This window comes from Xanthocytophaga flava (assembly GCF_030068545.1).
GTDB classification, from domain to species: domain Bacteria; phylum Bacteroidota; class Bacteroidia; order Cytophagales; family 172606-1; genus Xanthocytophaga; species Xanthocytophaga flava.
On record NZ_JASJOR010000002.1, the window covers coordinates 596,164 to 616,571 of the forward strand.

The 20,408-nt window shown below is 39.1% G+C and carries 15 protein-coding genes; 5 read left to right on the forward strand and 10 right to left on the reverse strand.

What is annotated here, in order from left to right; all coding sequences use genetic code 11:
• Positions 1–48 precede the first annotated feature (48 nt).
• Positions 49–843, reverse strand: coding sequence for a transporter (locus tag QNI15_RS05150; RefSeq protein WP_314030860.1), 795 nt, complete (start codon positions 841–843; stop codon positions 49–51).
• A 642-nt stretch (positions 844–1,485) separates the two neighbouring features.
• On the opposite strand from QNI15_RS05150, the gene QNI15_RS05155 reads away from it, so the two are divergent.
• Complete coding sequence (locus QNI15_RS05155) at positions 1,486–1,842, forward strand: hypothetical protein (protein WP_314030862.1); 357 nt, start codon at positions 1,486–1,488, stop codon at positions 1,840–1,842.
• 130 nt (positions 1,843–1,972) lie between these two features.
• Here QNI15_RS05155 and QNI15_RS05160 read toward each other — a convergent pair whose 3' ends face one another.
• From QNI15_RS05160 to QNI15_RS05180, 5 genes are all read right to left on the reverse strand, one after another.
• Complete coding sequence (locus QNI15_RS05160; protein WP_314030864.1) at positions 1,973–4,525, reverse strand: polynucleotide kinase-phosphatase; 2,553 nt, start codon at positions 4,523–4,525, stop codon at positions 1,973–1,975.
• Positions 4,526–4,955: 430 nt separating this feature from the next.
• Positions 4,956–5,993: a metallophosphoesterase gene (locus QNI15_RS05165; RefSeq protein ID WP_314030866.1), complete on the reverse strand. Its 1,038-nt coding sequence runs from the start codon at positions 5,991–5,993 to the stop codon at positions 4,956–4,958.
• A 49-nt stretch (positions 5,994–6,042) separates the two neighbouring features.
• Positions 6,043–6,702 carry a hypothetical protein gene (locus tag QNI15_RS05170; RefSeq protein ID WP_314030868.1) on the reverse strand — a complete coding sequence of 220 codons (660 nt, stop codon included), beginning with the start codon at positions 6,700–6,702 and terminating at the stop codon, positions 6,043–6,045.
• A gap of 45 nt (positions 6,703–6,747) precedes the next feature.
• Positions 6,748–7,011, reverse strand: coding sequence for a hypothetical protein (locus tag QNI15_RS05175; protein ID WP_314030869.1), 264 nt, complete (start codon positions 7,009–7,011; stop codon positions 6,748–6,750).
• Between the two features lie 119 nt (positions 7,012–7,130).
• The gene (locus QNI15_RS05180; RefSeq protein ID WP_314030871.1) at positions 7,131–8,531 is read right to left on the reverse strand and encodes a 3' terminal RNA ribose 2'-O-methyltransferase Hen1; all 1,401 of its coding nucleotides are present in this window, start codon (positions 8,529–8,531) and stop codon (positions 7,131–7,133) included.
• 647 nt (positions 8,532–9,178) lie between these two features.
• On the opposite strand from QNI15_RS05180, the gene QNI15_RS05185 reads away from it, so the two are divergent.
• Positions 9,179–11,578, forward strand: coding sequence for a PAS domain S-box protein (locus tag QNI15_RS05185; RefSeq protein ID WP_314030873.1), 2,400 nt, complete (start codon positions 9,179–9,181; stop codon positions 11,576–11,578).
• A gap of 16 nt (positions 11,579–11,594) precedes the next feature.
• On the opposite strand, the gene QNI15_RS05190 is transcribed toward QNI15_RS05185, so the two are convergent.
• Both QNI15_RS05190 and QNI15_RS05195 read right to left on the reverse strand, forming a co-directional pair.
• Positions 11,595–13,460 (reverse strand): DNA/RNA non-specific endonuclease, encoded by a 1,866-nt coding sequence (locus QNI15_RS05190; protein WP_314030875.1) that lies wholly within the window; start codon positions 13,458–13,460, stop codon positions 11,595–11,597.
• Between the two features lie 246 nt (positions 13,461–13,706).
• On the reverse strand, positions 13,707–14,534 hold the full coding sequence (locus QNI15_RS05195) for a rhomboid family intramembrane serine protease (RefSeq protein ID WP_313988177.1): 828 nt from the start codon (positions 14,532–14,534) through the stop codon (positions 13,707–13,709).
• Between the two features lie 298 nt (positions 14,535–14,832).
• Between QNI15_RS05195 and QNI15_RS05200 the strand changes: the two genes are divergently transcribed.
• The 3 genes from QNI15_RS05200 (at position 14,833) to QNI15_RS05210 (ending at position 16,680) form a co-directional block, all read left to right on the forward strand.
• Entirely contained in the window at positions 14,833–15,579 is a 747-nt protein-coding gene (locus tag QNI15_RS05200; RefSeq protein ID WP_314030876.1) for an AraC family transcriptional regulator, read from the forward strand.
• A 90-nt stretch (positions 15,580–15,669) separates the two neighbouring features.
• Positions 15,670–16,110, forward strand: coding sequence for a VOC family protein (locus tag QNI15_RS05205; protein ID WP_314030878.1), 441 nt, complete (start codon positions 15,670–15,672; stop codon positions 16,108–16,110).
• 15 nt (positions 16,111–16,125) lie between these two features.
• Complete coding sequence (locus QNI15_RS05210) at positions 16,126–16,680, forward strand: dihydrofolate reductase family protein (RefSeq protein WP_314030880.1); 555 nt, start codon at positions 16,126–16,128, stop codon at positions 16,678–16,680.
• 35 nt (positions 16,681–16,715) lie between these two features.
• Here QNI15_RS05210 and QNI15_RS05215 read toward each other — a convergent pair whose 3' ends face one another.
• Both QNI15_RS05215 and QNI15_RS05220 read right to left on the reverse strand, forming a co-directional pair.
• Entirely contained in the window at positions 16,716–17,786 is a 1,071-nt protein-coding gene (locus tag QNI15_RS05215) for a cobalamin-independent methionine synthase II family protein (protein ID WP_313999201.1), read from the reverse strand.
• A gap of 60 nt (positions 17,787–17,846) precedes the next feature.
• Positions 17,847–20,081 (reverse strand): CRTAC1 family protein, encoded by a 2,235-nt coding sequence (locus tag QNI15_RS05220; protein ID WP_314030881.1) that lies wholly within the window; start codon positions 20,079–20,081, stop codon positions 17,847–17,849.
• Positions 20,082–20,408: the final 327 nt, after the last annotated feature.

Sequence of the window (20,408 nt, forward strand, 5' to 3'; positions counted from 1 at the left end):
ACTGTGGTAAATACAAACTGCAATAAAATAGCAGATTTGAGTTAGACATTATTTTTTAAAACGCCAGGAGCAGCCTACTCCAATAAAAGAATCCGGAGCAGCGGGAGTTAACCCAAAGCCTCCAGAAATATCCAGTTGACAATCATTAGTAACCAGGTAGGTAAACCCTCCATCAAATCTGTGATCAGCAGGTTGATTTTTAGTAATAAAACCATAGCCCTCAATATACATACCCCACTTTTCAGAGAGGCTTCTTCCCAAAGTTAATGTATAGATATGTGTTGGAATGGTAGTAACAGCATTCCATTCAGAACCAATATTATAAGACAAACTAGATTTGTCAGAAAGTGTATGGCTCATCGTAAATCTATAACGAGGCACAAAAGTATTTACCTGGTTTTCAGGGCATTTAAAAGCAGGTAAATCAACATGACAAATAAGAGAAGTTTTGGGTATGAGTCCACTCTCTTCACAAATACGAAGCTTCATCCCTATGGCCACAGGGCTAAAAGAAGCCTCGCGTTCATGTACACTAGTTTCTCTCTTATAAATAGAATTACAACCCATATACTCGACAATGAGTCGAAACTCGGCATATTCAGATAATCCGTATTTAATCAATGAAGTATTATAGGTAATATTTTGAATTCGAGAGGTATCTGATTTATCAAACTCATACTGAAATCCCGATTCAATCTGAAACATTCCTTTGGGAACAATAGAAGGACATTCTGTCTGATCCGGGCGATCTGTAGCAATTGATTCCTGGCCACTGACAGAGCCTATACAAGCTAAAAAAAACCCTATGGTAACAATTCCAATTTGATGTTTTATGAAGTTCATAAAACCGTTGCATTTTAATTCGTTATCACCTGTTCCTCAGAGATAATCATATCTCCTTTTTTAAAAATGCAAGTGGTAATAAACACTTTATATCGTTAAAATATACCTGATTTCAGTTTGTAAATTTAGATACAAGCTATAGACAGAACAAAACACTTTGAAGATTACAAAACACTTCGTAAGATTCACAAACACAACGCACTGATTATCAACAAACAAAGAATCAAAAAACACCTCTTTTCCACTTATTCTATAATAAGCCACTTTCGATTTTCATATACATAGGAAGGTATAAAACAAAGATTAATAGAGTTACATTACATTTTTCGCAAAAGAAGTTAACACAAAAGTATAATTCAAATTGCTAACCTCCAGGCGATTAAATACAAAAACAGATATGTATGAAATGAACAAAAATCATCTTAATAGGAGACAAAAACAGAAAACCGCAAAAAATTCTGAGGTGTTAATGATACTATTCAAAGCTCGTTTCATGCAATTTTACGATCAAACTGATCTTTTTGTAGATATATTATTCAAACTCGTAGTAGTGATTCTTTAGAAAGATGTCTTATGGATAGAAACCAGAGGCTGCAGACCTGGTTATAGAATAGAATTTCTTTATCTCTAACTCTCATCTGTATGGCAAATTCTGCTAAAACCAAACCTGTTCTGCAGCTAGGTATGACATTGCTTATTATTGGATCTGTACTATTTGCTTGTGAAAAAAGCGCTGTTACCCCGTCAGAGTCTTCCTCTGCCCGTTCAACAGATAGTACAGATACATCGGATACAACAAAAGATTCTCTCTGTCATAAAAGAGATTCAATCCACCATCATCGTGATTCTTTGTTTCATCATCCTCATGGTGATAGCCTCCACCATTTTCATGAAGACAGCTTACACCACTTCCATCCAGATAGCTTACATCATCCGGATACTACAGGGATACCACATGACAGTGCACATCACCATCCTCATCATCATGGAAAACATTAGCAAGTATTTCAGTAGTTAGTACACCTGTTAGCGTCATTTAGTTTAAAGTGGAGAAATAAAAAGGTACAATAAAGGCCTAAGGTATGGTTAGTAACCATACCTTAGGCTTTTTCCTACTAAGAAGGATCTCTCACAATCTAGGATCTATGGGTTCGCTTTCCAAAGCTAGTACTCCAAATACACATTGGTGCACAGTACGCAAGGACTGACGTTCTACAAACTTTTCCAAGGCTTCCATACCCAGTGCAAATTCCCGTAAAGCAAGGGACCTTTTACCTCCCAGACTTCTGGATTTCAAACGTGTAATATTGGTAAAAGACGAATATTCAGGTCCATAGATAATACGCAAATACTCACTTCCCCGGCATTTGATAGCAGGTTGTACCAGACCTTTTTCGTTAGTGACAATAAACTCCATTGGCTTTACGACAAAACCTTCTCCTCCTGCATAGGTTAGTTGTTCCCACCATACAATTGCCTGCTGGATCTCTGCTTCATTCTGAAGATCCACTACTTTATAGGGAGTTTTAAAGAGTAGCTGAGAATCACCATCACACAGTTCTGCCAGGGTATCCATGTGCCAGCGATGGGTTTTATCGGTATGAACTTTGCCTTCAGTAGCCAGCAAATGAAAAGGAGCCAGTTTATAATCATCCAGACTGGCAACAGGCCAGCAATAGTGACGATAGGCTGTTACAAACTTTTCAGCCATTTTCTGGCGTTCAGTATAACTTTTCAGCAAGTGCTCTACTTCCAGCCCTCTCCCCTTTGCCTGAGCCAAGACAGTGTTTACCATAGGTAATGCATGTGTTGCCGCAGCTCCTACTGCAGCATACTGATTTTGTAACAATGCCTGCGCCTTAGCTGACCAAGGCATTAATTCACAATCCAGTAACACCCAGTCCGTTTCAAACTTATCCCAGAATCCGGTTTTATCACAGGCAACTTTAATACGCTCTAAAAAGGCTTGTTCCAATGCATTATCTGTGAAGAAGCTACGTCCTGTACGGGTATAACATACACCTATTCCTTCACCGGAAACGCCAAACCGTTTCAGAGCCGTTTCTTCATCCCGACAAAGAACAACAATAGCCCTCGATCCCATGTGCTTCTCTTCACAAACTACAGTAGTTACTCCCTGATCGGAATAATACTTGAATGCCTCTGATGGGTATTCCAGCAAATCAGGCAGTTTACTGGTTTCTGTAGGAGACATAGTAGGGGGCAGGTAAATCAACCACTTAGGATTGATGGCAAAGCGACTCATTACCTCCAATGCTGCCATGGCATTCTGCTCACGAATGGTCACACTATGATGCAAACGGGTGTGTATAATCTGTTTGCCAATCACATCGTCTATATCAAACGCAGCATCCGCAGGATTGTGGTTATCTGCACTCCCCTTTCCTTCAAAATCCAATGGACGGGTAGATTGTGCATATACTTCTTTGGCTTTTACAGATACCAGTTCTTTTTCCGGATATCGTAAGGCAGTAAGCTTTCCACCAAATACACAGCCTGTATCAATATCAATCGTATTGTTCTGCCACTGTGCTTCTACCACAGGGGTATGTCCATACACTACCATAGTCTTGCCTCGATATTCAGCAGCCCAATTGATACGCACAGGCAAACCAAATTCATCGATCTCTCCAGTAGTTTCTCCATATAAACAGAACTCACGAACAGCTCCTGATCCACGTCCCTGCATCTCTTCTTTTAGTCCGGCATGGGCTACTACCAGTCGACCATCATCCACCACAAAATGGCTGATAAGTCCATCTAGAAATACTTTTACTTCTTCCAAAAACTCCTGAGATACAGAAGCAAGTTGCTCTACAGTACGGTCTAATCCATGTTTAAGCTGTACATTTCTACCATTGAGGTATTTCAGTAGCTTCACATCATGGTTCCCAGGTACACACAATGCCTTATCTTCTTTGACCATCTGCATGACCAATCGCAATACATCCGGACTGTTTGGTCCGCGATCTACCAGATCGCCCACAAAAAAGGCTTTGCGCCCTGCAGGTGGAGTAACTGAAAAGGTATTTGTGGTATCAAACTGATAGCCCAGCTTTTCCAGCAGTTCTTTTAATTCATCAAAACACCCGTGTACATCTCCAATGATATCAAATGGTCCTGTTTCGTATTTTCTATTATTGTACAGTGGTTGTCTTACAATGGATTGTACGGCATTTACTTCTGCTTCTGAATCCAGAATATATTGCTGGCGAAATCCTTCGCTCTTTAAGGTTTTCAGCGACTTTTTCAGATTCTGATTATGTTGACGCACCACATGGCTGCCAAACTGGCGATCCGGACGCTGGTTATTGCGAGCCAGACAAACGGAATCCGGAAGATTAAATACGATAGCTACTACCAATGCATGATACTCTCTGGCAATCTGCATGAGTGCCTTACGCGATTCGGGCTGTACGTTGGTGGCATCCACAACAGTAAGCAGACCATTCTTTAGTCGTTTGCGAATGATATAGTGTACCAGCTCAAAAGCATCTTTGGTAGCTGCCTGGTTATTTTCATCATCAGAAACGATACCCCGACAGGTGTCAGATGAAACGATTTCGGTTGGTTTAAAAAATTTTCGGGCAAAGGATGATTTGCCGGAGCCGGTGGAACCGATTAATACAACTAAGGAAAATTCTGGAATTTTTATCTGCATATTGTTTTCATGTTCTATAGTATTGGTAGCTAGTCAAAAAGTTACAGACTGTGACTTATTTACTTATTAAATTCCCAGATGCCTCTTCCTGGGTTTGTCTATTTTCTCTCTCATCCTTCTTCCCTAGGCTCCTTCATTTTTTGCTTGCCCAAAAAACAGGGCACCAAACGAGAGTTTGGTGAGCCAGATTTGTGTGTGAGCAAAAAAGGGCACTTTCTGCCGAACCTCCCCCCGCACAAAGCCATGGGCTTTCCTCACGGCAGAAAGAAGGCCAACGCACAGATACAACCTTCCACGATTAAAGGGAACCTTGCTCTCTTTGTAACAAGTTTTCTGGAATTTTATTAAGATAATCTATCTAGTGATCTTCTCTCATGCCTTCTAGCAAATAAAATTACGTTTGGTATGAACACTCTATACAAAATCCATATTAATTTACTACCGATTCGTAGGTTGGTACAGGGATTTGGAGTTCGTTGGCTAGTTGTATCCACTTTTCAGGGGTAGTTAGGGTTTGTTGCAGGGTTTGATCGTTCAGGCTACCTTTTCGGGCTGCGAAGATCAGCGAACTGTAAAATAGCTGATGGGTTACCCGGTTTACATTTTCCCTATGTTCATGTTCCAATGCCACAGCTTTTTGCTGAATACTATTCAACATCTCTGGTGTTTTCACTAATAGAGAGGCAATCCACTTATCCATTTTCTCTACAAAGTCTGTTACATCTGTCCGTGGTGAACTCCGGAAAGGCTCCAGTTCTTCTTCGATTTTCCGAAACGTAAAACCTGACCATGTTTTATGTTGCAAGACAGGCAATTGCCATTTGTAACGTTCTACGTCCCAATAATCACAAGAGGCAGGTACTGAATAAATTTTAAACTCTGGCAGCAAAATTCCGGTGAGTCTCATGCCATGGCAAGCACCTGTATCTATGCCATATACATTAGTGGGCCATATGTGTGCTTCTTCACCTACTACATGATGCCCAAAGATAATAGGTTTGCTACCTGTATAAAACTCAGGCCAGTACTGTTCTGTACCATAACATTTAGTCAGGTGTTTTTCTCCTGCGGTAGAAGCACATAACACTTCCTGCTTTTGCTCTTCCAGCGGAATACCATTTTCAAATCCACCATGCACTACAATTGCTTCGGGTATTTCATAATAATAATCCAACTGCTCTGCCCAATCCAGAAACTCCTGATATCGGTCGCCAAACTGGAGTTTTACAATCTCCTGTCCGTAATGTAGTACTTTGTTCAGATGTTTTCGTTCATGATTGCCCATGACTACTTTGCTGTTGGGCCTGTTCCGAAAGAAATCATACACTTTTACAGAATCCGGGCCACGGTCAATGATATCTCCTACTGCCACTATCATATCTTCTTCTGTGATACCTGCGATTTTTATCAATTGGAGCAACTCTTCGTAACAACCATGTATATCTCCAATAATCAAATGTCGTTTCATATATGTAACTGTACTCTTAAAAATTAAAATTCTGAAGCTAAGAGGTTGTCTAAATCTCCCCTCCTATTTCAGTCAGCAGATCATACATTTCCTCATTCTGTGTACCAGCAAAACCAGTTCCGCTATCTTCGTCGATCATCGTTAGTATAGAGTCATTTATCAGATGAAAGTGTGCCTTCATACCTGTCCATACATGAGGCGCATCCATCCACAAGGGCTGTATAGGCAAGCCTTTCTCTTTAAAAAAGGTCAGATCATCAATCTCAAAGAATACATACTCTGAACTCAATGTCAGTTCCTGCAATACAAATGTGGTCAGGAAAGCAGATAAACGTTCATGTACAAGTTTGGTTTCACTCTTATCCTTTTTCAGTTGTGAGTGGTTCACATATATAGCCGGATCTACTTGATATATTTCCGTTTCACAAGTCCAGCATCCCTGATTCTCCACCAGAAATACCACGCGGTCTTCATAAAAACGTAGTTCATCTACATCCAGCAGATAATCTTGTTTTTGAAATTTATGTAGTATATCCGGCTTACTTTTCGCAATCTGATATACTCTTTTGAGTGTCTCTGGCAAAGCTTCTGGCAATTGGCTTATTGGAAAAAAATCATCTTCTGTGATACTAAGCCATTGCAGAGCAAAAGGCATTAATTGCTGAAAAGGATTTTGCAGAGAGATAAGCTGATTGCTTTTAGTATACATTGTATCTACCTTTGAATCTGTTTTTTCCCGGTTGCATAAATGGTTTTAAAAACTTGGTATCTTACCTAGCCGTTTTATCAGTCTATAAATAATAAATCCAAGGATAAACAGGTTGATAACCACCCAGATATTCATTCCTACCGAGATACCTTTTTGAAAATCGTTCATACTTTCCCAACTCCAGTACTCTCCCTTACTCTCCATATATGAATCATCATAATCCATCATCGCCACTCCAAAGAATATGCATACGAATAGATCAAAGAGGACAACAACGAGTCCTACAAAAATTTTGTTTCGGGTAATCATACCATTTATCTTGATTAGTGTATAGGAAGAAACATGAAATACAATGTATAGTATTTCTTATAGAATAGTGGTCTATAAAAAGGATATTAAATCAGGAAAAACTTTTAGTATTACAAATTTTAAACTTTTCGCTTAAATACCACACCTTGTGAAGAGGCGCCAACCTGTTCGTCTACTTCCCCCACTGTAAAGAGTTCAGCTTCATAGCCAAAAACGTCTGTTATGTGTTGGGTCCATGTCTCAAACTCAGTCCGTGTCCACTCGAAGCGGTGGTCTTCATGACGAAACTTCCCTTCAATCAGTGTTTCGTATTTCTGATTGTATTCAGCATTGGGAGTTGTGAGTAGTACAAGCTTAGGTCGGGCAAATCCAAATACAGATTGTTCCAATGCCTGAAGGCGATTCAAATCCAGGTGTTCAATTACCTCTACTAAAGCCGCTGCGTCAAACCCTTGTAAGCGTTTGTCCTTATAGGTCAGAGAGCCTTGAATCAGAGAAATACGCTGACGCACATGGGCTGGCAATCGGTCAAAACGGAGTCTTTCTGCTGCTATCTCCAGGCTACGATGAGACACATCCATTCCCAAAATCTCTTCAAACTGATTTTCTCTCAATAGCAATTGCAGGAGCTTTCCTTCTCCACACCCCAGATCAAGCACCCGTTTGCTATTGGAAGCCACTAGTTTCTCAAACACTGTCTGCAATCGTTGGTAATGCAGAGATACACGTTTTTGCTTCACTACCTTTACGATTTCGTTTTCTTCTTCCATCTCTTCCTCTTCGTCGGGTAGTTCTTCCCTCATCAAGACTTCAAAAGCCTGTCGGGTCAGATGGTGAATGTTTTTGAGGTATCGTTTGGTAATGAGTTCCTTTTCCGGATGCGCAGATAACCAGTCTTTCCCTTTATCCATCAGCTTTTCGATCTCCTGCTTGTTCACAAAATAATGTTTGTCATTATCCAAGACGGGCATTAGTACATACAAATGCGAAAGCAGGTCTTTCAGACGCAGGGTATGTTGCAACTTCAAAAGAAAATACTTACTGTCACCCCATTCAGGAACAGTAACATCTAGAGGATAGTTTTCTAGTTCCAGTGTATAGCCAAGAGGCTCGAATAATCGGCGAATCAGCGTTTCACCTCCTCTGACAGAAGCTACAGCCAACGTCACTTCTAAAGGAAGCTTCACATCCACCAGTTCGGGTTTGTCCCGACAGGTTCCATTCATGGCTGTACTAAAAGCAGTTGCTAATGCCACACTCATAAACGAAGATGCAACATAGGGCCGATCATTGACATAATGTGATAAAGCAAAGCTATCATTTGCCTTTCCGCGGATCAATTCAATCGGATCAATATCAAGTAACAAGGCTACCGTACAACGTTCTTCTGTTGCTTCCGGATAAAAAATGTGGGCTTTTCCAACAGCCAGATCTACAGACTGTAACTTTTGAGGATGTTTATAAAGCAAATATCCCAGATCCGTTGCCGGGGAATGGGTGGTGGTAATTGTTAAAAGCATGATTTATCTTATTTCATAGTTGCTTTTCATGAAAAGTAGTAACTCTCATGAAGTCAGTTTTCGCAATATAGGACTTTTATATCGTTCTTAAAACAGTATAAAACTGTTATATAGTCATAAAAAAGCGGCTCTATATAATTACATCTATCAACAATGTACTATTACTTTCTTATAAAATACTGACAAGCAAATACATACCTAACAAAACCAGGTACTATCGATCAACTCGCAAAAAAGGAAGTGCTTCAACCCAATTGATGCAAAAAACCCTCAAAGCTGGTAGTAAAACAACTTTGAGGGCCTCTTATTTTTATAAGCTGATTGAAAAAAATTGGGGTATTCAATAGTGAATGTTATAGATAATTCAGACTAAAAAGAAGTTGATACATTATTCACTTCTTCTGTCACAAACTCTCCCCACTCTTGTCTCTGAATAATATACGGAAAACAAGACCAAATAGATTTGAGTTTTATAAAATTTGTGACATTATTTTCACAACAGGCATCTTCTGCTCAACCTGAGGCATTTACAAACCCAATCATCTATACTCTTCGCATTTATATCCTAGTATACATACTGTTTGTGCTATAACTTGTGTATATTCAACCCATTTATAACCTTACTTTGTATTGGGAGTTAATACTCTATGTCTAAAGAATTACTAACCTCAGGCTATCCAGTTTCCAATGGAACCAATAAAGATCCGCTTCAGGAATACTATTATCTGATTAGTCAGGCTCCATTTGAAATTGCAATTTTGCGCGGAAGAGACTTTGTGATTGAGATGGCTAATGATGCAGCACTAGCAGTCTGGAACAGATCAAGAGAAGAAGTAATCGGACTTCCAATCCTCACGGCATTGGCACATATCAATATTCATGTATTCTACGACATTCTTACTGAGGTATACATAACAGGAAATCCGTTTACTGCCAGTGAAATGCCTTTCACTATCACCCAGAATAACCACACAGAGACCCAGTATGTGTCATTTTCGTATACTCCCATGCGTGATCTGAATGGGAATGTGTTTGCGATACTGTGTAGTGGTAGTAATGTGACAGAACTCGTTACTGAACGGCAAAAGAGAGAAGCCAAAGAACAGCAGATACATCAGGAAAGACAAAATTTTTATAAACTCCTGATGCAGTCGCCAGGAATCATGGGTGTACTAAAAGGTCCCGAACACAGATTTGAGCTAGCTAATACATTATTACAACAGGTAGTTGGGTTTAACAGAGATGTTTTGGGAAAAACTATTCGGGAGGCAGTACCCGAATTGGAGGCACAAGGTTTTGTTCAATTGCTGGATCAGGTTTATCAAACCGGAAAACCCGTAGTAGGCGAGGAACAACTGGTACAACTGGATAAACAGGGAAACGGTGAATTGGAAGATCGGTTCTTTAACTTTGTGTATCAACCGATAAAAGATGAGGAAGGTCTATCAGAAGGCATTCTGGTACATGCAGTGGATGTTACGGAACAGGTAAGAACCCGAAAGGTGATAGAAGAAAGTGAACAACGCTTTCGTACGTTGATAGAAAATGCCAAAGATATCATTACACTGAATGATGCCAGAGGTTACTATACCTATGTTAGCCCGGCAATCAAATCCGTGATGGGCTATACAGAAGAAGAGTTACTAGGGAAACCCTGGTTTCATTTCATTCATCCTGATCATATTCCTACACTCATCGCTGACAACCATCTGTTACGGAAACCAGGTCATTCACTAACGTATCAACTTCGTTTTCATCACAAAGATACCACATGGCATTGGGTTGAAACGCAGATTACTAATATGACACATATTCCTTATATAGGAGCCTATGTGTGCAATTTCCAGGATATTACCTTACAGAAAAACGCGCAAGAACTACAGGAACAAAGCGAAGAACGTCTTCGTCAGCTGGCAAATCTGGTACCACAAATCATCTGGACTGCGGCCACAGATGGAACAGTAGAATACTTCAATGATCGATGGTATGAATTCACCGGTTTTGAACCTGATTCAACAGGAACTAGCTGGATTAATATTCTACATCCGGATGATGTTGAGCATTCGCTATTTATCTGGACAGACTCTATACAAACAGGAAATCCATATCAGATAGAATATCGTTTTAAAGATCGTATCCAAGGTGGGTATCGTTGGTTTTTAGGTAAAGCCTTACCAATCAGAGATACAGAAGGTAATATAATTCGCTGGTTTGGTTCCTGTACCGATATTGATGATCAAAAACAATGGACAGAAGAATTGGAGCGCCTGGTACAATTACGCACTGAAGAACTACAACGCTCCAATGACGATCTTCAGCAATTTGCCCACGTAACGAGCCATGATCTGAAAGAACCTTTACGGAAAATAAGAGTATTCAATAGTTTATTGGTCAAAGAACTTGGAGATAATCTATCTGAGCAGGCAAAGTTATATCTTCAGAAGATGACCAGCGCTTCAGAACGAATGGACAGCATGATTACAGGAGTATTAAACTATTCAGGTTTGAATCAGTCTGAACACACACAGAGTGAGATTGATCTTAATCAGACGTTAAAGGCCATTGAAAACGACCTGGAAGTAGTTATTTCTCAGAAAAATGCAGTCATACATTATAGTAATCTCCCTGTTGTACAAGGCTACGGAGTACTATTGCATCAATTGTTTTATAATTTACTGAATAATGCCCTTAAATTTTCCAGAGAAGATACACCACCAAACATTGTTATACGATCCCAGTATCTCTCACCAGATAAGATGGTATCATTTTTACGTAGTGAATGTAAGGATATAGTTGCACCGGACTCCGATCAGGAATATTATGTAATTGAAATAGAAGACAATGGAATTGGTTTTGACCCAAGTGAAGCCAAACAAATATTCAGAACATTTGCCCGCCTTCATTCACGAGATCAATATGAAGGTACTGGCCTGGGGCTAGCACTCTGCAAAAAAATTGTAGAAAGACACAACGGCCTTATCACTGCCAATGGAAAATCAGGCCTGGGATCAGTATTTTATGTTTTCTTGCCTATAGGAGCTCACTAGAAACAGATAATCATTCTTAAACAAATCGTATTTCTTCCACTTTTGCCAATGGAGCTCCAAATGCTTCCAGCCCTTTTATAGGATCAACAGATGAGAGGTTGCCAAAATGCAAGCCTGTCCGTCTTTCTATTGATTTGATAGAAACCTGATAGGTCTCGAACTCACCAAATACAAATTCCTGATTGCTCAGATGGTCTTTTTGAGAGACGGTATAGCCAGTAGCACATAATTTTCTGGTAGTATCATGAATGAAAACAATGATCTTGAAAAAGTCTACGGGAATTTTAACGCCATATTTTACAGGGTCCTGCTCTGTGAAAATCGGCCCTGTAAAGACAGAGATCTTCATCGCATCCTGTCTTGCATTCTCCAGTGCATAATCTTCCAGTGCCAGCCAAACAGGAGCATTAAAAGATTGCATCTGGGGAGTTGCATTAGTAACGTGAAAACTATCACCTCCGGCGGCTCTGGCTAAAGTCAAATCACCCCAGATAGGATCTTCTTTTCTGGTCATATGCCCTCTCGAAAATTTCGGGGGATTCCCATAGCATTCATTCTTGATCTGAAATTCTTTTGGAATTCGGCTATCATATTTCCAACCAGTCCTTTTAACACCTCTTTTGCTCAATAATCCATCAATATTACAGGCACTATAAAAACATTGACGCCGTTCCCGGTTCATCACTACTGTAAAATGGTGATATTTTAGTTCCGACTGAGTTTCTCCGTTAAATTCAAATGTCAGCACATTATCCTTATCTCTGGTAACCTGGGGCAGAGGTACGCTATATTTCTTTCCTAGAAAATCAGGTAAGTATCCAGCCCTATCATTATATTCCTCTGGTGCACTTTCAGTAAATACATCCTCTTGTTCAGATTCAATTTCTGAAGCAAGCCGCAAATCACCTGTCACAAACTTAGGTGATACTTTTCTGAGGTGTTTCAGGATTTCCTCTCCCTTCACAGCATAGTTTTCCTTTTCAACCTCTCCCATAAAATGTAAGCCTATAGCCGATCCTGTTTCATTATCAACGACAACCGATCCCGAATTACCTCCCAATGTTGTACAATCATGATAGAAATACCAGGAATCCGAAACATTCTCCAGTATCTCACCTGGAGAACACCTTTTCACTTCATAAATATTATTGAATACCTCCTTTGCAGCCATCGTACTGATAATAGAGTTAGGATCATAGGCAGGATAGCCAATTACACTAACAAATTGTTTTTCTATTATTTTTCGTGTTGAGATAACTATAGGCTCAGGTAGCTTATTGTGTTTCTTTATTTTAAAGAATGCAATATCAGGTTGCGTAGTATTATCTTCAGTCATATAGACTATCTTCTCAAGTTCAACCTCAAACTCAGGTACAGCAACATTATCACCCCAATATTCTTCCTTAAAATCAATTAAAGCTTCCATTGTATCTCCCAGAGGATTTTTTCTGAATACAAAGGACTTTCCTTTCTTCATTGCCACAAGTGAAGCAACATGTCGGTTTGTTACAATAGTATCTTCAGTAATCAACCAGCCTGTACCACCATATTTCTTACCTGCTTTTAAGAATTCAATTCTCCCTACTGAAGGAATCACATGTTCTATCTTTTTTATAAAAGGTCTGATTCTATTCTTTAATTCAACAGAATCAGGTAGAATAACTTTGTTCTTTTTAATGAGTAAGGCAGGCCTAACATGTAGTAATATCATTGCTTCGGCTCGTGGTAACTCCGGAGCAGGTCCGACCATAGCTTTTTCCATTGCATTCTGATTGATATTATTGCGAATAGCAATAGGTAGGTTCTTTCCGGATTCAATCAATTCATGTACTTCTTCCGAAAGTGCTTTATCTGCATTCAGGATTCGACGTATGGGATTCATCTTGATTGTATAAGAAGATAATATACAACAAGTTAAATATCTATAACCTATTCATCAATACCTCATTTAAGGTATTGTAAGAAATTATGAATCTAGAAGTAAGGAAACGCAAAAAAGCTATACGATAATAAACGTATCTCAGGAAAAACTCAGAACAGTCCAGAGTGTTTCCTTAGATTAATGGAGGAGAATCTACTAGGAACATCTGATAAAACTAACAATGTTTATTTTCAAAACGAAGATACCTTATTCTGAGAGCTGCTTTAATCGTTCTTTCTCTTTTTCGGATAACTGATCCATCCCTTTCTTGTTAATTTTATCCAGCAAACGATCTATTTCTTTTTCCTTGGCACGTTTGGCTGCATTGTATTTATCTTCTTTGGTCAATAAGCCCTGATCTTCCCAATTAGGGAATAATAGAAATCCAGGTCTGGCAATTATATAATAGATAAAAACCAGTGTTGGAACAAGGATAAACAGAATAGGTACCATATTATTAATAAAAGATTCTGGTACCATAATCAAAGCAATAATCAATCCAATTACTCCTCCTCCCAAATGCGCTTCATGTCCAATATTACCTCTTTGGGACTTTATACCATAGATAGAAATCAGTACAAACAAAAATCCATATGCCCATCCTGGCAATGAAAAAGGTGTCATAAATATTCCGATCTGCATATCAGGAAAAAGACCAATACTGGCAAACATCAAACCACAGATACCTCCAGAAGCGCCAGCAGAAGTATAGTCAGGATGATTTCTATGAATATAAAGAGAGAATAGATCTCCACCAATTATACTTCCTACATAGATAAGTAAAAGCCTTAAACCACCCACCATCATTCCTAGACCTTCAGAAAAGGAATAGAAAGCCATCATGTTAAAAAGGAGATGCATCCAGCTAACATGTAGAAAACTGGAAGTGATAAATCTCTTATAATCCTTCTCCTTTAAAATCTTATCTACCTGAAAAGAATATTTATCAAAGAAAGAGGAATTCTTTATTCCCTGATAGGAAACAATCAAGGTAATAAGGATAATTGATAATCCGATTAGTTCTATTTCCTGCATATAAAGGTTTTACTTTTACAGGCAAAATGCTTCTGCACTTTACAGTAACAACTATAAAACAGCAGTATTTATACCCGAAAAGAAGTAAAGGTAATTAGGAGGCTGGAAAGCAGTAATACAGTTAGAGATATTACCAAACGTAAATCTAATTCAAGTGAGAATATTATGCAAATCCCTATAAAAAATGTGTAGGTAATTTAACAGGAAGTTGGTAATCGTTGTTAGATTAGAACAACAAATCGCTTTGTTCTATTACCTAGAGTTGGGTAAAAGAGACGAAGCTTAAAAATGGACTGCTATGCACTATCAGGAAATATTACCATATGCATCTCTTCTACCTTATCTTGATTGTTATTGGAGCATTCGAACAGAAGATAAAGCTGCTGATACATCCAACAGAGTAGTACCGGATATCTGTGCGGACATAATCATCAATGTAGGAGAAGATGTTCAGGTCTCTAATAACAAGAATTATTTGCTCAGGCATGGTGAAATATATCTGACAGGTACAATGACTACCTTTCAGGATACAATTCTGACGAGTAATACACATCTCATAGGCATACGTTTTAAACCCTTTGGTATGAGCTCCTTGCTAAATATCTTTTTGCAAGGGGCAGCAGATACCATTGCAGAAGCAGAAAAATCTGTTTTTAACCTTTCAGCACTTTCAACAAGACAATCACAAGTATCCATAGATTCACTCAACAAGTATCTGGCTAGTAGAATCAGGAATCAGAATGTAGATCGCTATAACTACATCATTGGTACTATACTTGACTATAACGGAAATATACCTATCCATAAACTAGCCCATGATCATTGTATTTCTGAAAGACAATTTGAACGTCTATTCCAATCTCATTTGGGAGTGACAGCCAAAGAAATCTGCAACATTGTTCGGTTTCAACATGCGTTCAAACAGATTAAAAACCGAACACATGAAAGTCTGTTAGATATTGCATACACATCTGGTTATTATGATCATGGCCATTTAACGAGGCATATCAAAAAGTATTCAGGACAACCTCCCTCCTGTTTATAAAACGTCGGATTTATACAAAGCATCACTTTCATCCTCACTCTACCTTTGTTGTCATATATTACCTAATCATACACCCAACAGTAGACCATCATGCAACAACGAGTAAGTGTACTTACAATCGGAGTAGATCATCTTCCAGCTATTCGTGCTTTCTATGCAGAAAAAATAGGCTGGCGACCCATTGCAGAGAACAAAGACATTCTGTTTATTCAGATGAATGGCTTTCTTCTTAGTTTTACCCAACGAAAACCTTTGGCAGACTTTATAGGTATTTCATCAGAAGGTACAGGCTTTCGGTCTTTTACTATTGGCTATAATGTTGATACCAAAGAAGAAGTAACAGACTGGTATCATAAATTAAAAGAACAAGGTATTACCATTTTAAAAGAACCAGAAGAAGCTTCTTTTGGAGGACATTTCTTTTATTTCTCAGATATAGAAGGCAACATTCTCGAAATTGCTTACAATCCATATATTGAATTAGATAATGTTGGTAATGTTCTGGGACATGCCTCTATTGATCATCTTTAAATCTTTACTCAAATCATGCGGAAAATAATTCTGGATCTGGCAGTAACACTGGATGGATTTATCGAAGGCGCTAATGGTGAAGTGGACTGGTGTATTATGGACGATGATATGGGTTTCGATCAATTTGTGGAGGAAATTGATACAATTTTGTATGGACGTATCAGCTATGAATTGTATGGATACTATACACCTGATGCATCACGTTCACAAACAGAAATTGACTTTGCAAAGGCTACTCAGAAAATGAAGAAATATGTCTTCTCCAGATCATTGAGTACTATACAAGGTAATGTAACCCTTGTGAGCGAAAACATAGCAGAAGAGATTTACAAACTAAAAGAAAGTCCGGGAAAGGATATCTGGCTCTTTGGTGGAGCAAGTTTAATAACTTCATTTATCCAGGCAGGTTTGATTGATGAATACCGGATAGGTGTTCATCCGGTAGCTTTAGGTAGTGGGAAACCACTATTCCAACAACTGCAACAACGCCTGGATTTACGGTTGATTGACACAAAAGTATATCGGTCAGGTGTCACACTGTTACGTTATAAACCAAAGCAATCTGAATGATTGCTTTGGCCTTTTATAGTAAATCATTTAACAAATTATCTGGAGTTCAATTTCTTCTCAGCCAGTGCAGTTCCATCCACACGAGCTTTGATTTTTGAAAAAGCTATATTCCGGGCAGTTGAAATATCATCGGCAAAGGGAGAAAACCCACAATCATCAGTAGAACCTAATTGATTCAATGGAATGATTCTTGAGGCTTCGATCAGGAGCTCACTGATTTCTTCAGCAGTTTCAATTCGTGGATTCAATACATCCGTAACACCCAGAAATACCCGCTGTCCAGGTTGCAGATTTTCCTTAATGGATTTTAGAACAGATTGTTTTTCCTTCTCGGCTGCATATTCCAGGTAAAAGCTACCAGCCTTCAGCTTAAAAAGGAGAGGTAATAATTCGGAGTAGGGAATATCTGCACTATGGGTTGAATCATGATCGCCCCCTGGACAAGTATGAACACCGATTCTGCGTCTTTCGTCTTCTGTAAAACGATCCAGTACCTTGTTATTCAGTTCAATAAAGGCATTGAGCAGTTGTTTACTAGGGTCTAGTTTCAAAGCCAATCTAGCTTCTGTAAAATCAATCTGTACATTATAGGCTCCACCTATCAGACATTTACGAATATCTTTCTCTGCTTCGTCTAGCAAATCCACTATAAATTGGGCTTGCGCATATCCATCTATCCCTTCTGGAGGATACAGCAAACTAATGGCAGAGACAGCTATTACAGCCTGCTTTACAGGCAATAATGTATACCTTTTAGCCTTCTCCAGATAACTACTGGCAAAAGTTTGATATCGAAAAGGTCCCGCTGTAATTTTTGGTAATTGCCGGGTGTGGCCGTCAGCAAAAGGTATCACTACACCATCTGCAGCCAGATGTGGATAGCCATGTATAGGATAAGTCGCAAAGCTAGGCTTAGACTGTTCTCCATCTGAAATAACAGGCGAACCTGTCGCCTCTAATTCTTTGATAGTCTCAAGTGTCGCCTTTTCAAAGAGAGTGTTCAACTCTGCTTCTTTAATTTCTGATTTACTGAAAGCTTTCATAGCATCTTGTAAATAAGCTGGACGAGGGATACTCCCAATAGGTTCTGTAGGTATTTGGGTCATAATACTTGTGTGATAGGTCTTAATAATGAAACATAGATATAGGCGATTCGGAAAAGCAGGCTACATAACACTATTGCAAACAGCTATACTCTGAGTTGATTTTTTGTTAAAATCAAGCCTTGGCAGTTTTATCTTTTCGATTACATCACTACCTTCTTTAATTTTAATAAACTGATTGGGAAGAACATTTTTAAAAGTTTGCACCAAACCACTTCCATGCCATTTAATCTCAATCTGGTCTATCATAGTGGCCTGTCCTATACCTATTTCTCTTTTTAGAGGAGATGAACCAAAGCTTCCACCAGAATTTACATCACGGTATACAGATCTTGTTTTGCCATTTTCCCTGAAAGTCACTTTCACACTGGTGCCAATAGCAGCCTTGTTGGATTTGGTTCCTTCCAATGTTAGAGACAACCAGTTATTATCGCTTTGTCCTGGATTCTGAAAAAAGTAGTTGGGATAAGCATCACCTATATAGGCGCCACCCATCTCTATAAAAATATCCTGATCGCCGTCATTGTCCATATCGGCAAAGGCAACTCCGTGTCCTTTCTGAAGATTACCCACTTTAGCGGATGTAGTGACATCTGCAAACCGTTCACCTCCTATGTTTTTAAACATCTTATTGGGGACTAACGACTGGTAGTTGGGATTACCAGTTCCCAGATACATATCCAGATAACCGTCATTGTCTATGTCACCAAAGTTAGCTCCCATAGCAAAAGCAGTAGTGTATAAGCCCATGGCATGTGTTACATTGGTAAATGTGCCATTGTGGTTGTTGTGATACAGACAGGGCTGTCCGGTAAACTTTTCTGGGTTACCCAGATATTCAGCAGCAGCATAGCTAGCCAATGACTTTGTGAAGGTATAATCACAAACAAATATGTCCAGGTATCCATCATTATCATAGTCCCAGAACCAGGTAGGAAATGTATTATGGTCTTCATCTTTTAAACCTGCCTTGTTTGTGACATCTTCAAAGTCCATCATCCCATCTGTCAGACCTTTGTTATGTAATAAAATACGTTCACCATTCAGGGTTGAAATGAAAATATCCTTAAAGCCATCATTGTCATAATCTCCGGAGGTAACTCCTTTTACAAAAGCATTGATGTTACAATGCACTTTGTCTGCCACATTGGTAAAAGTCCCATCTCCATTATTAAGATAAAATTCACAAGTCTGTAAACTCTCAGACCATTTGGAGGTCTCATTACCAATAAATACATCTAGCCACCCATCATTGTTAAAATCATTCCAGGTTGCAGCCTGTGTAGGATGAAATGATAACAGACCACTTTCAATAGTGATATCTGTAAATGTGCCATTGCCATTATTTCGTAACAATGAGTTGGGCTGCTCACCAAATATAGTTCCCAGCCATGCACCACGAGTCACAAAAATGTCTTTGAACCCATCGTTATTATAATCGGTCTGCATGATATTCAGACCTCCTGTTATCTTAGTTAATCCGCTAGCCTTACTTCGGTCAGTGAATGTCCCATCACCATTATTTTTGAAATAATGCATGGGTTTATTGATATCCCAGCATGAGGTTACAATATCGATAAATCCATCCTCATCAAAATCCTCCAGAATCACTCCACCAGCATGATCTTTCTGATCAAGACCTAAGCCGATAGCCAGATCTTCAAAGGGTTTGACTTCACAGTCATCCTGCCCACCCATATTTGGAATCAGGAATTGTTTGGGGACATTTTGCGGGTATTCACCCAAAGTCATATAGGCAATATTCAAAAGCCACCTCGCTTCCAGATCATCCGGACTATTTGCCAGCTTGGCTTCGTATTCCTGAATAGCGGCACGAGATCCTGTCATATCCTTATGTATTCCACCATTTTTAATAGGAAATACACACATTTCAACACCATGGTTAGTGACACAGTTTGTCTGTTCACCCTCTCTCAGGTAAGCCAGTGCCAGATTGCTTCGGATAGCATCAAAAAACGAAGCCGGTATTCTTGGATCTTTTAGTAGTGGTTCCAGAACCTGTACAGCTTCGGTAGCCCGACCCAGTTGCAGTAATACATTAGATCGCTCAAAGGCAGCCTGTATAATAACAACGAAATTATTCTGTGGGGTAACTTTTAATATAGAGTCTACAAAGGCAATCTTTGCTTCCGGACAAAAACCATTTTTATAATTATGCAGTTTCTGTTTTGTTTTTTCCAGAACTGCCAGCATCTGTTCTTCTGAAGATGGCTTATAACATGAGTGTAAACCCAGCCATAAAACACCTAACAGCGTAAGGTATACTATAGGTTTCATTTGTATAATCAAGGTTTGGGGTCATAAAAAATCGGACTGTCAAGTCGCAGCAAAAAATACCAGATGGATTCAGGCAGAGAAAGCATCTATAGACAGAGAAATGAATAGCATGATGAACCAATTGTATGGAGCCATACAACCATTGCTTTTATTGGATTTTCATTTACAATTGCTGATCTGCCTATCTATACAAATCAACAATAGGCATAGCTTATTCTGCCTTGCAGAAAGCAGAAGAATAAACCAAACCACCTGTCTTAGGCTCTGAAATAAAGCCACAAGATACATACACACTCCGGGTCTATAAGAAAGACCCAGGTATGGGAG